The sequence below is a fragment of the Peptoniphilus obesi ph1 genome (assembly GCF_000311865.1).
GTDB lineage: Bacteria > Bacillota > Clostridia > Tissierellales > Peptoniphilaceae > Peptoniphilus_E > Peptoniphilus_E obesi.
In genome coordinates, this window is the sequence record NZ_HE978580.1 from 286,605 (window position 1) to 307,085 (window position 20,481).

Below are 20,481 nucleotides of genomic sequence, written 5' to 3' on the forward strand. Positions count from 1 at the left end.
TAAAATATACTTGGTGGTTATATGAGAAGATTTTTAGATTTTAATACTTATTTTAGGTCAGTTTTTAATGAAAAGGTTGTAAAACTATCCCTATCTTCTGCTGCTACTTGTCCAAATAGGGACGGTAGCATTTCAAACAAGGCTTGTATCTTTTGTTCAGAAAGAGGAAGTGGAGATTTTATATCTTTAAAAAAAGATATAGATTTACAAATTGAAGAACAGAAAAAACTTATGGCAAAAAAATGGAAAAGCAATTCTTATATAGCTTATTTCCAAAATTTTACAAATACTTACGGAGATATAGATTATTATAAAAATTTATATAATCATGTTATAGAAAAAGATGAAATTGTTGGACTTTCAATAGCTACAAGGGCGGACTGTCTTGGCGATGATGTTATGGATATGTTAGATGATTTAAATAAAAAGACCTTTCTTTTTTTAGAGCTTGGCATGCAAAGTATCCATGATGATAGTCTTGAATTTATAAACAGGGGTTATGACCACAGAACTTTTGATTTGGCTTCAAGAAAATTAAAAGACCACAATATAAAGTTTTTGACTCATGTGATTTTTGGTCTGCCGGGAGAAAGTAAAGAGCAAATGCTAGAAAGTGTTAACTATTTAAAAGATCTAAAACCCTTTGGCGTAAAATTTCATTCTCTTTATATTCAAGAAGATGCCCGCTTGGCAAAATATTATAGAGACCATCCTTTTAAACTACTTACAAAAGATGAATATGTAAATTTAGTTTGTGACAGCATAGAGATTCTTCCAAAAGACATCGTAATTCATAGACTTACTGGAGATGCCGATAAGGAAAAGCTAATCGCTCCTTTATGGGCCGCCGATAAGCTTTCAGTTATTGGATCTATTGAAAAGGAATTGAAAAAAAGAAAACTAGCCTTGATAGATTTTTAAATCTCAGGCTAGTTTTTATTTTATTATTTATTGATTTCTGGTTTATATTTTAAGACCCTAATTGAATTTAAGACTGCAAGAATCGTAACTCCAACGTCTGCAAAAACTGCTTCCCACATTGTTGTGTATCCAAATAAACTTAGTCCTAAAAATAAGATTTTAACTCCTAGGGCAAATATAATATTTTGATAAACTATTTTTTTAGTTCTTCTTGATATATAAATACCGTCTATAAGTTTTCCAATATCATCTGTTAATAAAACTATATCTGCTGCTTCTATTGCACTATCAGACCCTAAAGCTCCCATAGCTATACCAATATCTGCACCAGCAAGAACTGGAACATCATTTACTCCGTCTCCAACAAAAGCTAAAATTGAATCATCTTTTCTTTCTTCTTCTAATTTTCTAACTTTGTCTTCTGGTAAAAGACCTCCAAAATATTTATCAAAACCTAGTTTTTCTCCTAAATCTTCTACATTTTCTTGTCTATCGCCAGATAAAAGAATTGTCTTAATATTAAAGCTTTTTAATTTATTTATTACAAAAGATGTATTTTCTCTTAGACTATCTTTTAATAGGATAGAACCTAAATATTTCCCGTCTGCTGCTACATAAACGCTAACTCCAGACTCACTTATATTTTTTGCTTCAATATTATTTTCATCTAATAATTTTTTATTACCGATTAAAACTTTTTTATTGTCTAAATAATATTCAACGCCTCTGCCGGCAATTTCTTTTTGTTTTTCTACTTCTTTATCTTCTGCATAAGTTTTTGCAAAGTCTGTTACTGCTTTTGCTATTGGGTGAGTTGAGTTTTTTTCGCCAAGATAAGCATACTCTAGAAGTTCTTTTTTATCTACGCCCTCTCCTAGATCAATATCAACTACAGAAAATTCTCCCATAGTTATTGTTCCAGTTTTATCCATTAATATCTTATCTATACTTGATAAAGCTTCTAAATAATTTCCACCCTTAACAAAAATTGCTGATTTTGATGCTGCTCCTATACCTGCAAAAACTGATAGTGGAACCGAAATAACGAAGGCGCACGGACAAGAAACTACCAAGAAGGTCAAGGCTCTAAAAACAGCTTCCTTAAACTCTAAGATATTAAAAATACTTGATACAAAAACAATTGCCACTGCAAAAAATACAACAAGCGGTGTATAAATTTTTGCAAATTTAGTTATTAATTTTTCTGTTTTTGATTTTCTGCTAGATGCATTTTCTACAAGGTCAATAATTTTTGCAACAGTTGAATCAGAATATGTCTTTGTTACTTGAATTTTTATTAAAGAATCTGTATTTATGCAGCCAGAATTTAATTGGTCACCAGGGCTAACATAAAGAGGAACTGACTCACCTGTGATGCTTGATGTATCTATATAAGAAGATCCTTCGTAAACTTTCCCATCTAATGGTATTTTTTCTCCCGGTTTTACTAAAATTATTTCTCCAATTTCAACATCTTCTGGATCAACTTCAATAATTTCTTCATCCCTATATACATTTGCATACTGAGCTTTTAAATCCAAGGCAGATTTTATTGAATTTCTAGAATTTTCTACCGCCAGGTCTTCAAAAAATTCTCCCACTGAATAAAATAGCATTACACCAACAGCTTCAGGAATTTCTCCAATAATTATTGCTCCTATTGATGCTATTGCCATTAGGAAGTTTTCATCAAATATTTCTCCAGATTTTAAGTTTTTAATCGATTGTAATAAAACTTCATAGCCTACAACTAAATATGCAATTAGCAAAATAGCAAAGCTTAGGCTTTTTCCTAAATCTAAAACTTGGCTTAGAATTAATATTATAAAAACTCCAAGTAATTTTAGAATTTCAGCCTTATTTTCTTCAAAAATAGAAGACTTTTCTAAAATATGGTTTTTTGTAACTTCAACATCAGGCTCTATACTTTTTACTATAGAATTTACATCATGAAATACTGAAGAAAAATCAGAGTTTGAATTGTACCAAACAGACAATTTTTGAGTCGCAAAATTATAGTTTGCATCCGCAACCTCATCTAATTTATCTATCTTATCCATGATTTTCCCAGCACAATCTGCACAATTTAATCCATTTAAATATAAAATTGAATTATATGCAGTCTCGATTTTATGATCATGACCAAGATGTTTTAAATGGTCTTGTATATCATTTACAAGTTCATCTTCATCAACACCTTCTTTTGCCTCTATTTCAACAATATCATCGTGGGAAGATATACTTTTTAATCCATTTATCTTATTTTTATGCTTTTTTAAATCGTCAATGCAAATTTGACATTCAAATCCTTTTAAGCCAATCATTTTTTCACCTCTTATATATGAACGATTTGTCATATGAATGTTTCTTCATATATTATATCTCCTATTAGATAATAGTCAATAGAAATGACAAATATAAATAAAAAAAGACTCAAAAACTTTTAAGTCTCTGAGTCCTCTTAATTTTTAACTTTATAATTTGAATTTAGCAACTCTTAAATATTCGCCTTGATCTTCAAAAATTATAGTCCATTTGTCATAAACATTTATATTTTTTATAAGTTCTTCAAAATAAAGCATTATTACACCTATGTCAACTAGGCGGTCCTTATTTTCAACTTCATCATCACTTTTTACCATATAAATTTCAACACAATCATCTTTTATGACAAATCTCCAAGGTTGTTTATTTTTGTGAGAAGGTGCAAATCTTATTGATGACATTGTTTCTAGAATTGCTCTTTCTTCAAGATCTTCTAAACTTGCTGGATTTCCAATTTCATCTTTAAAACAAATTTCATTTAAAGGATGTCTCCAAGAAACTGCACTTTCTTCAAATAATTTCTTGCCTTCTCTATAACCAAAAGCAATTAAGTATTTTATCATAGGACCAGCTTCTCCAAAGATTGCTTTCCTAGTTTCATCATCTACAAAATGGATAGTTATCCAGCATGTATCATAACCCATTTCAATAATTTGAGTATTCATTTGTTCGATTATAAAACCTAGTGCCAAGTTATTTCTATCAGTATCTTCTGATATAGCAAGTCCCATATAATGAGGAGCCTTGATCATGTGTCCTCCATATCCAGCCTTGCCAAGTAATTTATCATAAACAGTTTGTCCATTTTCAGCAATGAAAAATTTCACACTTGGAACTTGGTCTTCAACTGTCTTGCAATAACCTTTAATTCTTTCAAGTTCACTTTTATCTATTTTCTTGTCCTTAAATTTTCTTACTGATCTTCTATCTTGTAAAAAATCCACTAATACCATTCTAAAACTCCTCCTATATTAAATTTTTCTCCAATATATGAAAACACTAAAGGAAATAATTTATAATTAACTAATACCCCACAAAGCACTCCTATAATAATTCCAGCCAAAACATCCGTAGGATAATGAACAGCTAAATAAATTCTCGAAATAGCTATCAAGATTGCCAAGAAAAAAAATATAAGAGCAAAAGAGCTGTAATTTAAAGAAAGCACAGTTGCCACAGAAAAACTTGCAGCAGTATGACCAGATGGAAAAGAATAATCACTAAGGTCTATGCCATAAGTATTTAAATTCTCCAATATCCAGTAGGGACGGTTTCTCAAAAATACCCTCTTTAATATTTGAACTATAACTGCTTGCAAAGTAAGCGCCAAAAGCACTTCTATACCAAGTGGCCTAGTTGATTTTATAAAAAGTAAAATTAAGCCAAAAATAGTTATCGGCAAAAAGTTAGCTAATTTAGTAATATTAAAAAACAAAACATTTGAATACTTATTTTTTAGTTTTTTATTTATAAGGTCAATAAAAAAGTTATCAAAACGCTTAAATGGATTCGACATAAAACACCTCATTTATATTATATATCAATCACTTGCTAAATATATAAAGATTTGAATAATTCTTCTTAAATGTTTACAATTTAATTGGTGATTAAATGGAATTATCAAAGGAACAAAAACTAGCTATTAAACATAAAAATGGACCTGCCTTAATTTTGGCAGTCCCGGGTTCTGGCAAAACTTCTATCCTCCTACACAGGATATTAAGACTAATAGACCAAGGTGTTGATCCTAAAAGGATACTGACCTTTACCTTTTCAAAAGCTGCCAGCACAGATATAAAAAAGAGATTTTCAAAATTATATCCTCACAATAAAAATTTACCCAAATTTTTTACAATTCACGCCCTTTGTTTTTCAATAATTAGACATTATTCAAAATTAAGAGGCAAAGAATATAGGCTTATTGAAGGCGAAAAGGTAAGTAAATATAAGATAATAGCTAGCATTTATTATGAGCTTAATAAAAAACCAATTTCAGAACAATATTTAGAAGAATTGATAAATAAAATTTCATATTATAAAAATTCTTTAATAGATCCAGAAAAAGAGAAAGTAAAAATCACTAACTTTAGGCAAATTTATAGAAAATATGAAGACTATAAAAAAGAAAATAATCTTATAGACTTTGACGATATGATTATCCTTGCCTACGAAATTCTAAAAAAAGATAATTATCTATTAAATAAAATCAAGTCATCCTTTGACTACCTGCAACTTGACGAGGGGCAAGATACTTCAAGAGCTCAATTTCAATTTATAAAATTAATTGCTGCCCCAAAAAATAATTTATTTATAGTTGCTGATGATGACCAATCTATCTATGCTTTTAGAGGTGCAGATCCCGACTATTTATTAAATTTAAAAAATGTTTACAAAAATCTAACTTACTACTATTTACAAAATAATTTCCGTTCCACAAAAAATATTGTAAATACCAGCAGTAAATTTATAGATAAAAATTCAAATAGGTTTAGTAAAAAAATATCGACACTAAATGATTACTTAGAACCAGTAAATATAATTAAACTGGGATCTAGCGAAGACCAATACAAATTTATTTATGAAAATATACTTAAAAATAAAAATCTCAGTCAGGCAATCTTATATAGGAATAATCTGAGCAGTCTTGGTGTGATTGAATATTTAGAAAGAAAAAATTTAGATTTTTCGATAAATTCTTCAAAACTTAAGATTTTAAATCATTTTATAGTAAAAGATATTTTGTCTATTATTGAATTTTCAAATGACACTTCAAGGATTGATCTTTTCAGCAATTTTTACTACAAGATCCATGGCTATATTTCAAAAAAACACCTTAACTTTATGAAAAAGAACCTGGGAGAAAATATACTTATTCCACTCTTAAGCTATCCTGGACTCCCAACTTACTACAAGGAAAATATATCCATGCTCATCAAAGATTTTAAAAATTTGAAAGGAAAAAATATTTTCCAACAAATAAATTATATTTTGTACGACATGGGATATGACGATTATTTAAAAGATTCTGCTAAAAAGTTTAATTATTCATATGAAAATTTAAAAGAATTTTGCCACCACTTAATCTATATTGCATCATCTGAAAAAGATATAGACTCTTTTTTAGCTAGGTTAAAACACCTTGAATATATGAGCAATACCAAATCTTACAATGATTCTTTAATAAAATTATCAACCATACATTCTTCTAAGGGGCTAGAATACGATATTGTTTATATAATTGATCTTGTTGATGGAGTAATTCCTTCAAATAAGGGTGATACAAAAGATCTTGAGGAAGAAAGAAGACTTTTTTATGTGGCAATGACCCGCGCAAAAACGAATCTTTATCTTATATATCCAAAAATTTATAACGGAAGATACGTTTTACCATCTAGCTTTATAAATGAATTAGCAGCTTTAAGTAAGGCAAAATAAAATATTATATATTTTTACTATAAATACTAATTTAAAAATTATTAACAATATTAAATTTTATAGATTCAAAATTATATATAAATTATTTAAAACTTGTAAAAGTCAAAATCTTTTATTTTTCAATTTTTAAATTTTTAGATATCTTAAATCTTTTATATAAACTTAAATTTAAATATCTAAATGAATTATCTTATTTTTAGTCTGATAGTTAAAATTTATTTAGAAAGCTATAGGATAAAAATTACTTTAAAACCATTTTTAATAAATTGATAAAAGAAAAATACTTACTCTTAATTTATTTTAAAGTTTGTAGCAGATAAAATATCTTTTCTAAACTTTTAAATAATAAAGATTCTAAATAAGCTTAAGAAAAAATATTAGATAAATTGTTTTTCAACTTGCCAATTAATAATGCTTTGAAATAAGATAAGAAGAAATCCACCAGATAAACTGGTGGATTTCTTCTTATAAACTTAAATAAAATTTTCTTAAATTATTTTAACAATTTCTCATAAGCAAGTCTTTTCCCTGACCCTTCTAGGATAACCATTCCGCACTTTTTATATCCATTTTTTACAAGTAACTTTTGCATCAAATAATTATCTTCGTGAGTATCAATTTTTATAGAAAATATAAAATTTTTTATGGCTAATTTTTCAACTTCTTGTAAAAAAATCGAACCATATCCCTTTCTTCTTATTTTTATATTTGTAGCAAACTTATGCACAACATAATATTTCCCATTGCTTAACCAAGATCCGTCATATATATTTGCATAGTCCTTATCATAATCTAGTATAATTCCTGTAGAGAGTATTTCTTCACTTTCTGTAAGAAGATAAATATTTTTTATTGCTTCTTTATTTTTTATTTTTGGCTTTAATTCACCTTGCCACTGGTCTATTCCATTTTCTGCCAAGGATTTAGAAGCATCTTCATATATTTTATTAATCGTCTCAATATCATTATAATTTGCTTTTCTAAAGTTCAATTTCTCACCCGTCTTTTATCTAAAAAATAATTAGATTTTTAATATAAGTAAATTATATTAAATTTAGGCAAATAAAAAAAGCCTTGAATAAATATCCAAGACTTTTTGTATAAATATTAACGTTTTGAGAATTGTGGTCTCTTTCTAGCTTTCTTAAGACCATATTTCTTTCTTTCTTTCATTCTTGGGTCTCTAGTTAAGAAACCTGCTTTCTTTAAAATTGCTCTGTGTTCTGGATCAGCTTCTAGTAAAGCACGTGCTATACCGTGTCTTACAGCACCAGCTTGTCCAGTGTATCCGCCACCTTCAACTTTTACGATAACATCGTATTTGTCAGCAGTTTCTGTAAGTTCTAGTGGTGATTTAGCTGTAGCAATTAAAGTGTCATAGTTGAAATAGTCTGCTATATCTTTTCCGTTAATTTTAAATTCTCCGTTACCTGCTAATAATCTTACGCGGGCAACTGAAGTTTTTCTTCTTCCTGTTCCTCTGTATTGCAATCTTTCCATGAAACTAATATACCTCCCTCAAATTAAAATTCGTAAACTTCTGGTTTTTGAGCTGCATGAAGATGTTCTTCTCCAGCGTAAACTTTAAGTTTAGTATACATTTGTCTTCCTAATCTATTCTTAGGAAGCATTCCCTTAACAGCGTATTCAATTACTCTTTCAGGATGCTTGTCTCTTAATTGAGCGTATACAGTTTCTCTTCTACCACCAGGATAATTAGTGTGTCTTACATGGATTTTTTTGTTCCATTTATCTCCAGTAAGTTTAACTTTGTCTGCATTTATAACGATAACATAATCACCAGTGTCTACATGTGGGGTATAGATTGGTTTTCTTTTACCGCTTAAAATACAAGCAACTTCACTTGCTAATCTTCCTAGTACCTTATCTTTTGCATCTACTACATACCATTTTCTATCTACTTCATTGGCTTTTGCCATATAGCTTTTCATTTAGGTTTTTATCCTCCTGTGATTAAAAAATTTCCGGGGCTTTTTAAACACTTTAGATATTCTATTATAGAAAGCTCTTAATGTCAATATATTTAACCACATTTATAAGACTTTTATCTTATTTGAGATAAATTTTATTCTATATCTTCTTTTGCTTGTCTTTCTCTTCTAATTATTTCAGTTAATCTAGGAACAATTTGATTTAAATCTCCTACTACTCCTAAATCTGCTACATCATAAATAGGAGCATCTTCGCTCTTGTTAACTGCAATTATTAAGTCAGAATCTTCCATACCAGCTAAATGTTGGATAGCCCCACTAATACCTAATGCTAGATAAAGATTTGGTCTTACAGTTTTACCAGTTTGGCCAACTTGTCTATCTTTAGGCATCCAGCCAGAATCTACTGCTGCTCTTGATGCAGAAACTTCAGCTTTTAATTCTTTTGCAAGATCTTCTAGTTTTTCAAAGCCTTGACTTCCGCCAACACCACGACCACCTGATACTAAGATGTCCGCTTCAGTAATATCTTTTCTTTTTTGTTCAGTTTTTTCTATATCAAGTATCTTTACAGTCATATCTTTTTCTGTAAATTCAATTTTTTCTCTTATTAATTCGCCTGTATGACCTTCTAATTTTTTACTTTGCATAACTCCAGGTCTTACTGTTGCCATTTGTGGTGTGAAGTTTTCACAAAGTATAGTTGCCATTAAGTTACCACCAAAAGCAGGACGAGTCATTAAAAGTAATCTTGTTTCTTCATCGATTTCAAGTTTTGTACAGTCTGCTGTCAAACCAGTATGAACTCTTGCAGCTAGTCTAGGTGCTAAATCTCTTCCTATTGATGATGCACCATATAGAACTATTTCTGGATCATATTTTTTTATTATTTCATATACTGCTTTTGCATAAGGTTCTGTTGTGTATTCTTTTAATATTGGATCTTCTACAAGTATTACTTTATCAGCTCCATATTTATAAAGAGTTTCAACTTCATATTCTATTTCGCTTCCAAGAAACATTGCAACTACTTGTTCTTCTAGTTGATCAGCTAATTCTCTAGCTTTTCCTAAAAGCTCTATTCCTACTTTTTGTATCTTATTATCTCTTTGTTCTATAAAAACATATACATCCTTTGCCATATTAACTCCCTCAAATTATAAATTTCTCTTGAAGTTTAGCTACAATTGCTGCTGCAGCTTCATCAGCTGATAAGTCTTTTAAAACTTCTCCTTTACCCTTACCTTGTTTAGGGAATGACTTTTTAACTCTAGTTGGTGATCCTTTTAATCCTATATTGTTCATATCAAGATGATCTTTTATATCTTCAAGTCCCCAAACTTTAACTTCTTTTTCATAGGCATCAAAAACTCCACCTATAGTCATATATCTAGGTTTAGCAATTTCACTAATTACTGTTAAAAGGCATGGCATTTTAACTTCAAGTAAGTGATATCTATCTTCAAATTGTCTTTTTACAATTACCTTGTCACCTTTTACTTCAATGTCTTCTACATAAGAAACTTGTGGCACGCCAATATGTTCAGCTATTTGTGGACCTACTTGAGCTGTATCTCCATCTATAGCTTGTCTACCAGCTATTATTATATCATAATCAAGTTTTTCAATAGCAGCTGAAATTGTACAAGATGTTGCCCATGTATCAGCTCCACCAAAAGCTCTATCAGAGATTAAAATACCATCATCAGCTCCCATAGCCATAGCTTCTCTTAGTACGACATCAGCTTGACCAGGTCCCATACTTAAAACTGTTACATGAACATCATCAGGATTTTGATCTTTAATCTTTAATGCTGCTTCAAGTCCAGCCTTGTCATCAGGATTTATAATACTAGGAACCCCTTTTCTGATAAGAGTATTAGTTACAGGGTCTAGTCTAACTTCATTTGTATCAGGTACTTGTTTTATACAAACAACTATGTTCATTATCTTCCTCCTATCTTACGCCCATCCACTTAGATACAACCATACGCATTACTTCTGAAGTACCTTCGTAAATCTCAGTAATTTTTGCATCTCTCATCATTCTTTCAATTGGATAGTCTCTAGTGTAACCATAACCACCGAATAATTGAAGACAACGTCTTGTTACATCAGAAGCATTACCTGAGGCAAAAAGTTTTGCCATAGCTGCTAAATGAGTATATTCTTCTTTATTTTCTTTTGCACAAGCTGCTCTATAAACTAGTAGTTGAGCTGCATCTGTTGCTGTTTTCATATTTGCAAGTTCAAATTGAGTGTTTTGGAATTGAGAAAGTCTTTTACCAAATTGCTTTCTTTCTTTTACATACTCAACAGTAGCATCAATTGCACCTTCTGCAATACCTAATGCTTGAGCAGATATACCAATTCTACCTGAATTTAGTGTATTAAGAGCTACTTTGAATCCTTGTCCTTCTCTTTTAAGTAAATTTTCTTTAGGAATTCTACAGTTTTCAAAAACTAATTCACAAGTTGATGAACCTCTGATTCCCATCTTATCTTCCGCTTCTCCAATAGAGAATCCTGGAGTTCCCTTTTCAACTATAAACGCTGATATACCTTCGTATCCTTTGTATTTATCAGTTTTTGCAAATACTATAAAAACATCAGCAAACTCTGCATTTGTAATGAATACTTTGGATCCGTCAATTATGTATTCATCTCCATCTAATACTGCTATTGTTTGTTGTCTAGATGCATCTGTTCCTGCATTTGGTTCTGTAAGTCCGAAAGCACCAATTTTTTTACCTGATAATAAATCTGGTAAAAACCTCATTTTTTGTTCTTCATTACCATTTTCATAAATAGTACCGCAACATAAAGATGTGTGAGCTGAAACTACAACTGCTGTTGATGCACATTTTTTAGACAATTCTTCAATTGCCATTACATAAGCTAGATAGTCTCCGCCTTGTCCACCATACTTTTTTGGATATGGTATTCCGAAAAAACCATATCTAGATAATTTTTCAAGATTTTCTTTAGGAAACTTTTCATCTTTATCGAGATCTTTTGCAAATGGTTCGATTTCATTTTTTGCAAATGAGCTATACATTTCCTTTAACAATAAATGCTCTTTATCTAGTGTGAAATTCACAGACAAACCTCCTCTAAATTTTAATAAATGCTAGTCTATACATTTAAAATACATTTATATAATAGCATTTTATATTGATATTTCAACAATTTAAACTGTAAAACAAGACTTCTTACCTTATTAAATAAATAATAAAAATATCTTTACATTTTGTTATATTTATTAATAATTTTTAGCAAAATCTTATTTTTATTATTGAAATATTCATTATCGATGTTATATACATATCCTTTTTTTAAGTAAAAAAAACAAAATAAATGCATATTAATATATTTATTTTTTAGTTAAATTAGCCGTTTATCGCATTAAATAATTAATTTATTACAAAATAAAAACTAGTCTTTCGACTAGCCTTATCTTAGTTTTTCACTTTCTTCTTCATCTTTAATTTGTCTACCATGTGCAATTCTTGCTGCAGCAGCTGCTGCTATTGCTGCTAATATATCATCAGCAAATGTATTTACATGCATAAGATCTCTTTTTCTTTCATCAATCTCTTTAATTATTCCTATCTTTTCCTTATCAAGATAACCGAAATTTGTAAGTCCTATTGTTCCATATAAACTTGCAATTCCTATTGGAAGAATTTCATCTACTCCATAAAGTCCTTCGTCCTTAGCTATTATTGAATTAATAGGTTCTGGAAATTTATTTTCTTCTACTAATTTATCTATAGCTAGTCCAGTTAATACTATATGAAGCACTTCTCTTTTCATTAAAACTTTTTTTACATTATCCAAACACTCTTCAATGGTTACGTCTGGATTATAATCAATTTGTAATTTATAAACAATCTCTGCTAAATCATCTAACTCAACTTCTAAATCTTTTAGAGCTTGTATAGCTTGTTCATATAGCTCTTTTTGATCATATTCATACATGTTCTAAACTTACTCCTTTTTATAATTTTAAATATCTCTTCTTTGTCTTATTCTCTTTACCCTATTTTGCCTTCTCAATTTATTTCTAGATTTTTTTATTGAAATTCCATAAATAAAGCCTGGTAATAGACTTGCAAAAATTATTGAAATAATTCCATATTTAAATCCAAGCAATCTGCTTATAAGTAGTCCTGGCATCAAGAAAAAATCCAGTGGAAACTTCCATAAGCTTTCAGCTACATTCATATTAAACATCTTAAATCCAAGCATTATTAGTGGTGGGATTAATAATATTATCGCCACGACTACTATGATATTTCCTGTTAAAAAATCCAATCTTTTAGATTTTCTCTTACTCATAAGTTTTGCAAAATTATAATATAAAAATATAGTAAATACTATAAGTATAACTTTAAAGATCATATTTCCATATATCAGATTTGAAATTGTTGAATTTAAAGAAATCAACAAGTTGACTATAAATAATATAAGTATAATCAATATATGAAAAATTAAAGCTAAAACATTATTTTTCATCTAATCACCTATTAAGTCTTTTAATTTTTCTGAAATATATACTTCTTCATTATTATCTAAATAAACAACCCAAAAATCATTTTCTTTTTCTAAGTCTTTTACCCTTTCTTGATCTAGTAAAAATAAAGATGTTGATAAATAATCTGCTATAAAAGAATTGTCAGAAATTACTGAAATTGACCTATATTTATCGCTTGTTTCTAAACTAGTTGGATCGATTATATGGGGATATCTTTTTTCTTCTAAAATAAAATATCTTTGATAGTCTCCGGTAGTAACTACTGCCTTATTTTTTAAATTTAAAGTAATTAAGTATTGGTCTTTTTCTGAAATTTCTTTTTTATCTTTATCTTCTATTTCTGGGTTATAGATAGCCACTTTATATTTCCTATCTATACCATCTTTGTTCAAGCATTTTACATTTCCCCCAGAAGATATGATTATAGATTCAATATCAAGATCTTTTATTGCATACTGGCTTAAGATTTCAACAGCATATCCTTTTGCTACTGCACCTAAATCTAAAGACATTTCTTTTTTGCTTAAATAGATAGTTTTTTTATCTTTGTTAATTATAACATTATTTTGATCTATCAAGGGTCTAAGTTTTTCTAGCTCAGTTTTTCTAGGAAGTTCTGACCCTTTTTTTGAAATCACTTCTTCTTTTGAAAGTCCTTGATTATATAAATCGCTGTAATCTCTCCAAATATTTGTAACTGGCCCTATGGCAATATTAAGTTTTCCTAATTTGAATCTTTCTTCTAATTCTTTTGTTCTAGAAATTAAATCAAATAAGTCGTCGCTAACTTTTATTTCTTTTATGCCTGCATTATCGTTTATTGTTTTTAAATTATTTATTCCCTCATAATTATTAAATCCATCAAAGTCTTTACTCATAGCTTCAAATTTATCTGATAAGATTTTTAATTTTTCCTCAGCTTCTTTTGGATTTTTATCATATATAGATATTACTGTATATGTATCGAAGGCACCGTAGACTTGTGTTTTGTATTCTTTGCTTCTATTAAGATTTTTTATTATAATAAAAAGCAAGAAAATAAGTATAGTTATAGAGCCTATAATCCTAATTTTTTTCACTTACATCACCAAGTATATATTAACAAATGTATTTTATTTATTAAATAAGTAAAAGTTTTTTAGTAAAAATTTATCTAAAATTTGGTATATATAGCGACGAATTGCGATTTCTTGTAGATTTTTAACAATTTCTAATGTATAATGTTTAAATGGTTAGATCCACAGGAGGTATTTCAATGACTAAAAAAAATGTAGTTCTTGGAATGAGTGGTGGAGTTGATTCTTCAGTTGCAGCATTGATTTTAAAAGAACAAGGCTATGATGTAACAGGAGTCTTTATGAAAAATTGGGACGATACAAACGACGGAGAATGTACCGCAGCTGAGGATTACTTAGATGTCGTAAGAGTAGCCAATCAATTAAATATTGATTACTATACAGTTAATTTTGAAAAAGAATATAAGGATAGGGTTTTTTCTTACTTTCTTAATGAATATAAAAAAGGTAGAACTCCTAATCCTGATGTTATGTGCAATACTGAAATAAAATTTAAAGCTTTTTTAAATTTTGCTATGCAACTAGATAGTGACTATATTGCTATGGGCCACTATGCAAGAACTAAAACTGAAAATGGAAAAACTTATTTACTAAAGGGTTTAGACCCTAATAAGGACCAATCTTATTTCCTTTCTAGAGTTAAGGAAGAAGCTCTTGCTAAAACCTTATTTCCTATTGGAGATCTTGAAAAAAACCAGGTTAGAGATATAGCTAAGAAATATAATCTTGCTACTGCTAGTAAAAAAGATTCTACTGGAATATGTTTTATAGGCGAAAGAGATTTCAATAATTTTTTAGATAAGTATCTTTTTACTAAGCCTGGAGATATTTATTCTGAAAAAGGAGAGTATCTTGGCAAGCATTCTGGTTTAATTCATTATACAATAGGACAAAGAAGAGGTATTGGTCTTGGTGGAATGGGAAATGGAGAACCATTTTTCGTTGCAGATAAAGATATTAAAAACAACAGATTAATTGTTGCTCAAGGGCTAGATAATAAGGCCTTATATAAAAAAGAAACTTTGGTAGAGGATCCCTTTTTTATAACAGAAAAACCAAACTTCCCCTACAAATGCAAGGGTAAGATAAGGTATAGAGCAAAGGATGAGGACTTAACTATCTATGAAGATAGTGATTGTCTAAAAGTTGTGTTTGATAGACCCTTAAAGGGCGTAACACCTGGTCAAGTTTTAGTATTTTATGATGGTGATGTTTGTCTTGGCTCAGGTATAATAAAATAGTTATCAAGTAATTTGGAGGTATAAAATGGAAGAATTAGTGTTAAATCTTAAAAAAAGAGAAGAGTTAGGTAAAAATAAAGTTGATAAACTAAGAGCTGATCAAGAAGTTCCTGGTGTAATTTATTCAAAAGGTAAAGAAGCAATTTCTTTAACTGCATCTGAAAAAGATCTTAAAAAAATCTATAGAGAATATGGTACTTCAAACCTTGTTAGTGTAGATATTGATGGAGATAAACAAAAAGCTCTATTTAAAGAAATTCAAATGCATCCTTTTAAAAATCAAATTATGCACTTTGACCTATACTTAATAGATATGACTGAAAAGATCACTGTTACAGTGCCAGTTGTTCTTCTTAACAGAGACGATGTTAAGGCTCAACCATCAGTATTACTTCAAATACTAGATGAAATAGAAGTTGAATGTCTACCAGCAGACTTACCATCAGAAGCTACTGTAAATGTTCAAGATATGCAAATTGGAGATTCTCTAACTGTTGCTGATCTTGATATAGCAGGCGATGATAAGATTGAAATCTTAACTGAAATTGAAGAAGTTATAGCAAGTCTACAAGAACCTAGAGAAGAAGAAATTGATGAAGAAGTAGAAGATACTGCTGATGCTGCAGATGTTCCTACTGTATCTGAAACTGAAGAACCTGAAGAAGAAGGCTCAGAAGAATAATTTAAAATTTAAATTGATTTAATTAAACTGGAGATAATTTACGTCTCCAGTTATTTTTTTCTAAATTTTTTATATTTTTACAATTGTTTTTTACTAATCTTATAAACTCCTACTTGTGCTTATAAAATTTCAATTAAAAACACCCCAGTTTAATGCCTAAACATTAAGCTAGGGTGTTTTAATAATTTTTATTTTAACAAATAACTTACTCTTTTATATATCAAAACTGTTGCCGCCGATACTACAAATCCTTTAATTAGGTTAAATGGAAGAACAGAATATATCATCAAGCTCCATAAATCATTTATCTTAGAAGAAATATGACTTGCCATTCCTACTATTTCTTTCATTGGGATAACCTTACTGTATAGTGGGAAAATAAAGAAATAATTTGAAGTTATAGCTAGTAAAGTCATTACTATAGTTCCTGCAAACAAACTAAATATAGCTGTTTTAAAAGTTTTATGCCTTGAATAAATTAAACCTGCTGTAAAACCAAAAGCTGAAGATATAATAAAATTAGATAACTCTCCTACCCCAGCTGTACTTGTACCTTTTATTACTATATGAAGAATATTTTTTATTGCAGAAATAATAATTGCTGCAACAGGTCCCATAGCAAAAGATCCGACCGCTATTGGTAAATCTGAAATATCCATTTGCATAAAATGTGGAGCTATAAATGGAAGCGGAACTTGAAACGCCATCAAGATAAATGAAATAACTCCAAGCATAGCCATCTTTGTTAAATTATTTGTACTAACAATTCTTTTTGAATTAACTCTATTCATACTACCTCCTATTTTAGGGCTTAAAAAAGCCCCTTATAAAAGGGGTCAATTGCATAATAAAAAGCAATCTTCTACCATCCGGACTATACCGTCGGTGCTTGAATTGCACAAGCTCAATCCCTAAGGGAGTCGTGGACTTTTACCACCGGCAAGGAATTTCACCTAACCCCGAAGACTTTCTACAAAAATTATATCATAAATTATAAATACCTACAAATTATCAAATTAATTTTTTGATGAATCATAAACAACTACAGGCATACCTTTAAATGTATTATTATAAAAAGTTGACATCAATTTAGGTGGTGTATTTACACAACCATGAGATCCATTCCTTTTATAAATATCTTTTCCGTATTCTGATCTCCAAGAAGAATCATGTATTCCGCAACCTGACCAGTTAAATGGCAGCCAATAATTAACGTGAGATTTCCATCCATCTCCTGTTAAAAATCTATCAGTCTCTCTTGACCAAATTTTTCCAGTTCCAACAGGAGTTGCATTTCCTTGATTTGGATTTCCGCTTACTATCTCTGATTCAATAACAAGTTCTCCTTCTTTATATAGCCACATGTGTTGTCTGCCAAGATCAATTTCTACATAAGAATTCCCAAGATCATTAAGACCCCTATCAACTGCTGTTAATTTATAAACGGGTTCTATGCTTGCATCTTCTACTTTTTCTAGGAGTTTAATCAATTGGTCTGTGCTTGCATCTATATCTGTTAACCAGCCATAAATTCCACCCTTAACAACAATTGATCCTATACCAGTTGCATAAAAATTCCTATCTGTTCTGAAAGTATCATACTTACCTGATAAATACTTAATATAATCTTTTACACTTTCTGTATTTGGTACAAGCAGCCCTTCACTGTTTTCGCTATATAAATTTACTAAACTTTCGCCTTTTAACTCTTCTTGTCTATCCTTAAAATTATAAGTAATAGTTATAGAGCTTAAATTATTTTTTTGATGGCAGAGATTATTTAGTCTCTCATCATCAGATAAAATTAATGGTTTATAATATAGGTCTTTATCTTCTAAGTTTAGTTTTTTATCTCCACTTTCAAAAGACTTTAAGATTTCATCTTTTAGCTTTTGTTTGTTGACCTTATTACCAATTTTTTCTTTTTCTATTTCAAATTTATTTTTCTTTTCATTAAATACTATTTTTGCATCTTCTGGTTCTATTAGCTCTTTGTTGTTTGCTATTTTTGTATCGATTAAATTTTCGAGCTTATCAACATCGTAATCATTTATAGTTTCAAGTGTATATTCCTTTGACATTAATAAATATATTGGCCAATAAAAAGGATTTTGTTTTACAACTTGGTCTTTGGCAAGCTCATTTGTATATGAAAAGTCAGGGGCCTTTATTTTTATATTTCCGTCTCTTTTCTCAACATTTAATTCATAGTTTTTATAAAAATTTTCATAACTTTGTCTTATGTCTGCTTTTTTTGTAAAATCCAATCTTATCCCATTGACCTCTGTCTTTGGCATAAAATAGTAACAAAAAAAATAAAAGCCTGTTAAATATACAAGAGCCACTAAGCAAAATATAATTAGAACAGAATTTTTTAAAAGTTTTCTCATTTCTTTCACCTACTCTATTCTAATACACATGTAATTTTTATTAAAGCTTAAATTTATTTTATATAATTATTTATATTTATGTATTTTTGCTTTCGGTTTAGTCTTCTTAGTTCATCATCAGTTAGTAGTCTTTGGACTGCAAGCTGCTGGTCTTTTTTGATAGGAAATTTATTAATTTCTATCATCTCTTTTACCTTTATAGCATCTTTCTTGCTCTTTAAGTGTGAATGTTGACTGTAATTTCCATCAACTCTTTTTATTAACCAAGGTCTATCATAATTTTTGATATATCTAATTTCTAGTAGCATATTGCCTCCTAAAATTTAAAAATCTAAAAAGACTATCTATTAAATTATCTATCTGAATAAAAGCTATCATTAATTTGTAAATAATAAATTTAATGTCCGTTATTAATTCATAAAATTAGGTATATTAATATTAAAGAATGACTTGATTGGAGGAAAGTTTATGCTTAAAGACTGGCCTATTATTCTAATTGTTGTATCAAATATTATTTATCAAATTTGCTCTAAATCTTCACCAAAAGAGCTACATCCGCTAGCCATGCTAGTTATTACATATCTTATAGGAGCTTTGGGATCATTCATTGCTTATCATATATTAGCACCCAATCCAAATATTGTAGCTGAGTATAAAAATTTAAACTGGACAGCCTTTGTCTTAGGGATTGCAGTTGTTGGACTAGAATCTGGCTACTTATATTTATATAAGCTTGGCTGGAATATAAATACAGGTTATATGGTAGTTAGTATATTAATAGCAATTTCTCTTTTATTTGTTGGCTTATTTTTATATAATGAAAGCATTAGTTTAACAAAAGTTGTAGGAATCATTATTTGTTTAATAGGAATGTTTATTTTAAGGAAGTAATAATCGCATATGAAAAAAATATTAAATATCGTAAAAATTATAGCAGGGGTTTTCTTTGCTATAGAAGCTATAAGTGGTCCAATACTTTTAATTACAAATGCTGAAGTTAGATCAAATACATCAAATTTGATCACTACCCTTGCAATATCTTTGACTTTTGCTGTATTGGCATATTTTTGTCTGAGAAGAAAAAAATCAGATAAGTAATTTAAAACTTTATCTTTTATAAGAATTATATTAACTAATTTTATTAAGTAGAATTCTTATAATTTATAATAGTTTTACACTTTATTAAAAAGAAAAATCCTGTACTCTTGAACTGACCCCCAAAAGTTGGACTTAAAAACCAACTGAAGGAGGTCAGTTTTTTAATGACAAAATACAAAACAGAATTTAAGGTGAACATAGTAAAAGAGTATCTTGGAGGAAATATAGGCTACAAAGAATTAGCAAAAAAATACTCTATCCCAGATAAATATATTGTTAGAACTTGGGTTAATGCTTACAAAACACAAGGCTATGAAGGACTGGAAGTAAAAAGAAAAAATAATAAATATACTTTGGAATTTAAACTAAATACTGTAAACTTATATCTAACAGGAGAAATGTCCTATCAAATCCTAGCAAATGAACTTAAAATCAATAATCCATCTATGATATATAGATGGGTAAAAGAATTTAGAGAAAAAGGAATTGAAGGACTAAAGCCAAAAAAGAGAGGACTCCCTTCAGATATGCCAAACAAAGATAAAAATAAAAATCTAAAGAACAAAAGTAATAAAACAAAAGAAGAACTAAGTGAAATAGAAAAACTAAGAAAAGAAAACTACTATCTTCAAATGGAAGTAGAAATTCTAAAAAAAAAGATTCAATTCTCACAGATGACAGAATCAGAAATAGACGAATATCTAAGATCATTAGATCATTAAGAGATAAATTCAAACTAAAAGACTTGTTAGAATATTTTAGTATTCCAAAATCAACCTACATGTATTGGCAAGAAAGATTGGATAATACAAATAAAGATGAAA

22 protein-coding genes and 1 riboswitch are annotated in these 20,481 nt (G+C 29.1%); of the genes, 7 read left to right on the forward strand and 15 right to left on the reverse strand.

All coding sequences use genetic code 11. From position 1 onward, the window contains the following. Positions 1 to 21: 21 nt before the first annotated feature. Positions 22 to 921, forward strand: a complete 900-nt coding sequence (gene mnmL, locus HGPB_RS01305; protein ID WP_019131869.1) for a tRNA modification radical SAM protein MnmL/YtqA — start codon at positions 22 to 24, stop codon at positions 919 to 921. Between the two features lie 23 nt (positions 922 to 944). Here mnmL and HGPB_RS01310 read toward each other — a convergent pair whose 3' ends face one another. The 3 genes from HGPB_RS01310 to HGPB_RS01320 form a co-directional block, all read right to left on the reverse strand. After that, positions 945 to 3,245: a heavy metal translocating P-type ATPase gene (locus HGPB_RS01310; protein WP_019131870.1), complete on the reverse strand. Its 2,301-nt coding sequence runs from the start codon at positions 3,243 to 3,245 to the stop codon at positions 945 to 947. 150 nt (positions 3,246 to 3,395) lie between these two features. Continuing rightward, entirely contained in the window at positions 3,396 to 4,199 is an 804-nt protein-coding gene (locus tag HGPB_RS01315; RefSeq protein WP_019131871.1) for a nitroreductase family protein, read from the reverse strand. Further along, on the reverse strand, positions 4,190 to 4,762 hold the full coding sequence (locus HGPB_RS01320; protein ID WP_019131872.1) for a phosphatase PAP2 family protein: 573 nt from the start codon (positions 4,760 to 4,762) through the stop codon (positions 4,190 to 4,192). The genes HGPB_RS01315 and HGPB_RS01320 overlap by 10 nt, the downstream gene beginning before the upstream one ends. A 95-nt stretch (positions 4,763 to 4,857) precedes the next feature. On the opposite strand from HGPB_RS01320, the gene HGPB_RS01325 reads away from it, so the two are divergent. After that, positions 4,858 to 6,681 carry an ATP-dependent helicase gene (locus HGPB_RS01325; protein ID WP_019131873.1) on the forward strand — a complete coding sequence of 608 codons (1,824 nt, stop codon included), beginning with the start codon at positions 4,858 to 4,860 and terminating at the stop codon, positions 6,679 to 6,681. 493 nt (positions 6,682 to 7,174) lie between these two features. On the opposite strand, the gene HGPB_RS01330 is transcribed toward HGPB_RS01325, so the two are convergent. The 9 genes from HGPB_RS01330 to HGPB_RS01370 all read right to left on the reverse strand — a co-directional run bounded on the left by HGPB_RS01330 (position 7,175) and on the right by HGPB_RS01370 (position 14,249). Then, complete coding sequence (locus HGPB_RS01330; RefSeq protein WP_019131874.1) at positions 7,175 to 7,672, reverse strand: N-acetyltransferase; 498 nt, start codon at positions 7,670 to 7,672, stop codon at positions 7,175 to 7,177. Between the two features lie 116 nt (positions 7,673 to 7,788). After that, a complete protein-coding gene (gene rpsI / locus HGPB_RS01335) occupies positions 7,789 to 8,181 on the reverse strand; it encodes a 30S ribosomal protein S9 (RefSeq protein ID WP_019131875.1) in 393 nt (130 codons plus the stop codon). A gap of 23 nt (positions 8,182 to 8,204) precedes the next feature. Beyond that, on the reverse strand, positions 8,205 to 8,633 hold the full coding sequence (rplM, locus tag HGPB_RS01340) for a 50S ribosomal protein L13 (protein WP_019131876.1): 429 nt from the start codon (positions 8,631 to 8,633) through the stop codon (positions 8,205 to 8,207). Between the two features lie 134 nt (positions 8,634 to 8,767). Next, complete coding sequence (locus tag HGPB_RS01345) at positions 8,768 to 9,775, reverse strand: electron transfer flavoprotein subunit alpha/FixB family protein (RefSeq protein WP_019131877.1); 1,008 nt, start codon at positions 9,773 to 9,775, stop codon at positions 8,768 to 8,770. A 10-nt stretch (positions 9,776 to 9,785) separates the two neighbouring features. Next, positions 9,786 to 10,580 carry an electron transfer flavoprotein subunit beta/FixA family protein gene (locus HGPB_RS01350; RefSeq protein WP_019131878.1) on the reverse strand — a complete coding sequence of 265 codons (795 nt, stop codon included), beginning with the start codon at positions 10,578 to 10,580 and terminating at the stop codon, positions 9,786 to 9,788. A 10-nt stretch (positions 10,581 to 10,590) separates the two neighbouring features. Continuing rightward, complete coding sequence (locus HGPB_RS01355; RefSeq protein WP_019131879.1) at positions 10,591 to 11,733, reverse strand: acyl-CoA dehydrogenase; 1,143 nt, start codon at positions 11,731 to 11,733, stop codon at positions 10,591 to 10,593. A 353-nt stretch (positions 11,734 to 12,086) separates the two neighbouring features. Further along, positions 12,087 to 12,614 carry a phosphatidylglycerophosphatase A family protein gene (locus HGPB_RS01360; RefSeq protein ID WP_019131880.1) on the reverse strand — a complete coding sequence of 176 codons (528 nt, stop codon included), beginning with the start codon at positions 12,612 to 12,614 and terminating at the stop codon, positions 12,087 to 12,089. Positions 12,615 to 12,641: 27 nt separating this feature from the next. Beyond that, on the reverse strand, positions 12,642 to 13,151 hold the full coding sequence (locus HGPB_RS01365) for a hypothetical protein (RefSeq protein WP_019131881.1): 510 nt from the start codon (positions 13,149 to 13,151) through the stop codon (positions 12,642 to 12,644). Then, positions 13,152 to 14,249 carry an FAD:protein FMN transferase gene (locus HGPB_RS01370; protein WP_019131882.1) on the reverse strand — a complete coding sequence of 366 codons (1,098 nt, stop codon included), beginning with the start codon at positions 14,247 to 14,249 and terminating at the stop codon, positions 13,152 to 13,154. 176 nt (positions 14,250 to 14,425) lie between these two features. Here HGPB_RS01370 and mnmA point away from each other — a divergent pair, with 176 nt between their 5' ends. Together mnmA and HGPB_RS01380 are read left to right on the forward strand one after the other, a co-directional pair. Then, a complete protein-coding gene (mnmA, locus tag HGPB_RS01375; protein ID WP_019131883.1) occupies positions 14,426 to 15,487 on the forward strand; it encodes a tRNA 2-thiouridine(34) synthase MnmA in 1,062 nt (353 codons plus the stop codon). Between the two features lie 25 nt (positions 15,488 to 15,512). Further along, positions 15,513 to 16,169 carry a 50S ribosomal protein L25 gene (locus tag HGPB_RS01380; protein ID WP_019131884.1) on the forward strand — a complete coding sequence of 219 codons (657 nt, stop codon included), beginning with the start codon at positions 15,513 to 15,515 and terminating at the stop codon, positions 16,167 to 16,169. Between the two features lie 188 nt (positions 16,170 to 16,357). On the opposite strand, the gene HGPB_RS01385 is transcribed toward HGPB_RS01380, so the two are convergent. The 3 genes from HGPB_RS01385 to HGPB_RS01395 all read right to left on the reverse strand — a co-directional run bounded on the left by HGPB_RS01385 (position 16,358) and on the right by HGPB_RS01395 (position 18,867). Then, entirely contained in the window at positions 16,358 to 16,960 is a 603-nt protein-coding gene (locus tag HGPB_RS01385) for an ECF transporter S component (RefSeq protein WP_019131885.1), read from the reverse strand. A gap of 62 nt (positions 16,961 to 17,022) precedes the next feature. Further along, positions 17,023 to 17,140: riboswitch (FMN riboswitch) on the reverse strand. 45 nt (positions 17,141 to 17,185) lie between these two features. Further along, a complete protein-coding gene (locus tag HGPB_RS01390) occupies positions 17,186 to 18,559 on the reverse strand; it encodes a L,D-transpeptidase family protein (RefSeq protein WP_019131886.1) in 1,374 nt (457 codons plus the stop codon). A gap of 53 nt (positions 18,560 to 18,612) precedes the next feature. Next, positions 18,613 to 18,867 (reverse strand): hypothetical protein, encoded by a 255-nt coding sequence (locus tag HGPB_RS01395; RefSeq protein ID WP_019131887.1) that lies wholly within the window; start codon positions 18,865 to 18,867, stop codon positions 18,613 to 18,615. Between the two features lie 160 nt (positions 18,868 to 19,027). Here HGPB_RS01395 and HGPB_RS01400 point away from each other — a divergent pair, with 160 nt between their 5' ends. The 3 genes from HGPB_RS01400 (at position 19,028) to HGPB_RS01410 (ending at position 20,379) form a co-directional block, all read left to right on the forward strand. After that, positions 19,028 to 19,450, forward strand: a complete 423-nt coding sequence (locus HGPB_RS01400; protein WP_019131888.1) for an EamA family transporter — start codon at positions 19,028 to 19,030, stop codon at positions 19,448 to 19,450. Positions 19,451 to 19,459: 9 nt separating this feature from the next. Then, entirely contained in the window at positions 19,460 to 19,657 is a 198-nt protein-coding gene (locus HGPB_RS01405) for a hypothetical protein (protein WP_019131889.1), read from the forward strand. A 164-nt stretch (positions 19,658 to 19,821) separates the two neighbouring features. Then, entirely contained in the window at positions 19,822 to 20,379 is a 558-nt protein-coding gene (locus HGPB_RS01410) for a helix-turn-helix domain-containing protein (RefSeq protein WP_019131890.1), read from the forward strand. Positions 20,380 to 20,481: the final 102 nt, after the last annotated feature.